Consider the following 3,904-nt stretch of genomic DNA (forward strand, 5'->3'; position numbering starts at 1 on the left):
AACCCGCGCGGGTCCGTCGCCAAGGTCGTCGGGTTACTGCGCGAGGTGGCGGCGGCGGTCAGGTGAGGATTCTCGGGTCGCCGGACCCCTCGTGACCCTCGCTCCTTCGTCGCTTCGGCCTCGGGGATCAAGAGGGTGGCTCGCTCCTTGTCGCTTCGGCCTCGGCGGTCAGGAGCGCTTCTTGATCCCTGAGGAGCCGGAGCGCTAGCGGAGGCGTCTCGAAGGGTCCGGCGACCCAAGGCTCTCAACAGTCTTGAGGATCGAGCCGACTACGGCGCCCAGGTGCGGGGGGCGGTGCCGTCGGCGTCGGCCGGGGCGGCGGCGCGGTGGGCGCGGTTCACCGCCGAGACGACGGCGCGCAGGCTGGCGGTGGTGATGGACGGGGCGATGCCCACACCCCACACCGTTTCGCCGTTGGCCTCCACTTCGACGTAACACACGGCGCTCGCATCGTCGCCGGAAGTGAGTGCGTGCTCGGCGTAATCGAGGACTCGGACGTCGAAACCGACTGTGCCGATGGCGTTCACGAACGCGGCGAGCGGGCCGTTGCCCACGCCCTCGATCTCGCGTTCGACGCCGTCGACCTTGACGATCGCCGTGATCTGGTCCTCACCGCCGTCGACCTCGGATGCGTTGACGCGCTGGCGCATCCGCTCCAGCGGGACGATCGGCATCAGGTATTCCTCGCTGAAGACGTCCCACATCTCCTTGGGACTGACCTCGCCACCCTCTCCGTCGGTGAGCTTCTGGATCTCCCGGCTGAACTCGATCTGCAGCCGCCGTGGCAGGTTCATACCGTGGTCGGCCTTCATGATGTAGGCGACGCCGCCCTTGCCGGACTGGCTGTTCACCCGGATCACGGCCTCGTAGTTGCGGCCCACGTCCTTGGGGTCGATCGGCAGGTACGGGACCGCCCAGATGATGTCGTCGACGTCCGAATCCTGTTCGTCGGCATCGATTTTCATCTGATCCAGGCCCTTGTTGATGGCATCCTGGTGGCTGCCGGAGAAGGCCGTGTACACCAGGTCGCCGCCGTAGGGATGGCGCTCGGGGACGTTGAGCTGGTTGCAGTACTCGACGGTGCGGCGGATCTCGTCGATGTCGGAGAAGCTGATCTGCGGGTCGACGCCGCGGCTGAACAGGTTCATGCCCAGGGTCACCAGGCACACATTGCCGGTGCGTTCACCGTTGCCGAACAGGCAGCCCTCGATGCGGTCGGCGCCGGCCTGATAACCCAGTTCGGCGGCGGCGACGGCCGTACCGCGGTCGTTGTGCGGGTGCAGGCTCAGGATGATCGAGTCACGACGGGCCAGGTTGCGGCTCATCCACTCGATCGAATCGGCGTACACATTCGGGGTGGCCATCTCGACCGTCGCCGGCAGGTTGATGATCAGCGGCTTGTCGGGGGTGGGCGCGATGATCTCGGAGACCGCGTCGCAGACCTCCTTGGCGAAGGACAGTTCGGTGCCGGTGTACGACTCCGGGGAGTACTCGTACCGCCAGTTGGTGTCGGGGTACTTCTTCTCCTCCTCCAGCACCAGATGCGCGGCGTCGGTGGCGATCTTGACGATCGCGGGCTTGTCGGCGCGGAACACCACCCGTCGCTGCAACACCGACGTCGAATTGTAGAAGTGCACAATCACATTGGCCGCGCCCTCGCAGGCCTCGAAGGTGCGCTGGATCAGTTCGGTGCGGCACTGGGTGAGCACCTGGATGGTGACGTCGCCCGGGATCGCGTCGTCCTCGATGATCTCGCGGACGAAGTCGAAATCGGTCTGGCTCGCCGACGGGAAACCGACCTCGATCTCCTTGTAGCCCATGCGAACCAGCAGATCGAACATGCGGCGCTTGCGGGCCGGGCTCATCGGGTCGATCAGCGCCTGGTTGCCGTCACGCAGGTCGACCGCGCACCACAGCGGGGCCTTGGTGGTGACCTTGTCGGGCCAGGTACGGTCGGGGACCGATACCTTCTCCACCTCGTCGGCGAACTGAAGATAACGGTGGACGGGCATCGCCGAGGAACGCTGCGGATTCCATGCGGGCTGGTCGGCGGGGATGGGGCCGGAGGGCTCAACGATACGGCTGGCTCCGGAAGTGAAACTGTCTGCTGCGGCCATGATGGGTCATTCTCCAGGTCAAGAAAGAAGGGGGAGTGACCGGCACGTCTGATCCCCGCGGCGGAGAGCCGGTCGAATCAGACCCCGCCGCGGCAACCGAGAAGGAGCGCACGCTGCATGCCGAACACTGTACTCCTGCGGATTCACCCCGCCAAATGGCACCTCAGCCTGCGGAAACAGCGGTGGTGACCTTCGGCATGGTCTGGGCGAGGACGGCGCCGGCGCCGACGATCGCCATCATCGTCAGGAAGGCGACGTGGTAACCGGATTGCAGGCCGTGGGACTCGCCGACCGTCGTGTACGCGGTGCCGATCACCGCCGCGCCGACGGCCACAGCCAGCGCCTGCACGGTGTTGAACACGCCCGATGCCGCACCGGCGAGGGCGACCGGAACATCGTTGAGGACAAGCAGTCCAGCCGATCCGACGATCGCTCCGAAGCCGAGTCCGGCGATCACCAGGGCGGCCGGGAACCACAGTCCGGGATTCGACGATCCTTCTGCCAGGTACATCGCGGCCATGCCGGTGATGAGGATCGCCGCGCCGATCTGCAGGATGCGGCGGCCCAGCCTCGGCGCGAGAACTGTCGCGGCCAGACCCGCCGATACCGGCACCGCGAGCGAGAACGGGATCCACATGAAGCCGGTGTGCAGCACCGACCAGCCGAGCGCCATCTGTACGTGCAGCGACTGGACCAGGAAGTAGCCGCCGGTGGGGATGGTCAGCGCGGCGAAGGTGATCAAACCCGTTGTGAATGAACGGGTCCGGAACAGGGCGGGCGGAACCATCGGGGTGACACCTGCTTCGGCGGTGGTCACCTGGCGGCGTGCGAAGATCGCCAGGCCGGCGACGCCGATGGTGATCATCGCGAAACCCCATGCGGGCCAGTCATTGTCGGGTCCTAGGGTGATGGGCAGCATGATCGCGGCCAGCGATGCGCCGAGCAGGCCCGCCGATCCGGCGGTGATCGGGGCGGGATTGTCGTCGCGGGTCTCGGGGATGAACGACAGCGCCGCCGCGACCGCGATCGCGGCGAGCGGCACGTTGATCAGGAAGATCGGCCGCCACGACATGCCGAACCAATCGCCGTCGGTGATGACCGCACCCAGGATCGGTCCGGTGACCGCGGCCAGGCCGATCACCGAGGTGAACATGCCCATCGCCTTGCCGCGTTCGTCCGGCCGGTACAGCACCTGGATGTTGGTGAGCACCTGCGGCACCATCAGCGCCGCCGCCGCGCCCTGCAGCACTCGGAACGCGACGAGTTGTCCCGGCCCGGTGGCGAGCCCGCAGGCCAGCGACATCACGCCGAACGCGGCCAGGCCCGTCACGAACAGGAGCCGGCGGCCGTAGCGGTCACCGAGCCGGGCGCTGACGATCAGGCCGACGGCGTAGGCGAGCGGATAGCCGGCCACCACCCACTGCAGCGCCGTCGACGACGCGCCGAGGTCGGTTTCCATCGTCCGCAGGGCGACGTTGACGACGGTGCCGTCCATCAGTTCCATGAAGGCCGCGGATAGTAGGCAGATGAGTGCGATGGTGCGGGCGCGGCCGGAAATTATTGGTGCCGAGACTGTTTCGGATTCCGCCAAGGGTGGGTAGTCGGGTGTGGTGGTCATCGTGCGCTCCTCGTTGTCGGTGTGAGGATCACGCTACGAGCCAATGCGGACAGCTTCGGTCCGCGTGGGATTCGGTCGTTGTTACGAGGTGGTTGGGTCAGGCGTCTACGTCGCCGGACCCTTCGTGACCCTCGCTCCTACGTCGCTTCGGCCTCAGGGATCAAGATGA

General features: G+C 66.7%; 2 protein-coding genes. Both read right to left on the reverse strand.

Annotated features, from left to right (window positions below):
- Nucleotides 1–269 precede the first annotated feature (269 nt).
- On the reverse strand, nt 270–2,117 hold the full coding sequence (gene leuA / locus KDB67_RS09810) for a 2-isopropylmalate synthase (RefSeq protein WP_291015356.1): 1,848 nt from the start codon (nt 2,115–2,117) through the stop codon (nt 270–272).
- A gap of 163 nt (nt 2,118–2,280) precedes the next feature.
- Nucleotides 2,281–3,735 carry an MFS transporter gene (locus tag KDB67_RS09815; RefSeq protein ID WP_291015358.1) on the reverse strand — a complete coding sequence of 485 codons (1,455 nt, stop codon included), beginning with the start codon at nt 3,733–3,735 and terminating at the stop codon, nt 2,281–2,283.
- Between the last annotated feature and the right edge of the window lie 169 nt (nt 3,736–3,904).

Source organism: Gordonia sp. (in: high G+C Gram-positive bacteria) (genome assembly GCF_020438995.1).
In the GTDB taxonomy this organism is placed as follows: Bacteria; Actinomycetota; Actinomycetes; order Mycobacteriales; family Mycobacteriaceae; genus Gordonia.

What these genes read in the sequence shown, in the direction of transcription:
- KDB67_RS09815 (WP_291015358.1), bottom strand. Translation starts at nt 3,735, where the DNA reads ATGACCACCACACCCGACTACCCACCCTTGGCGGAATCCGAAACAGTC.
- leuA (WP_291015356.1), bottom strand. Translation starts at nt 2,117, where the DNA reads ATGGCCGCAGCAGACAGTTTCACTTCCGGAGCCAGCCGTATCGTTGAG.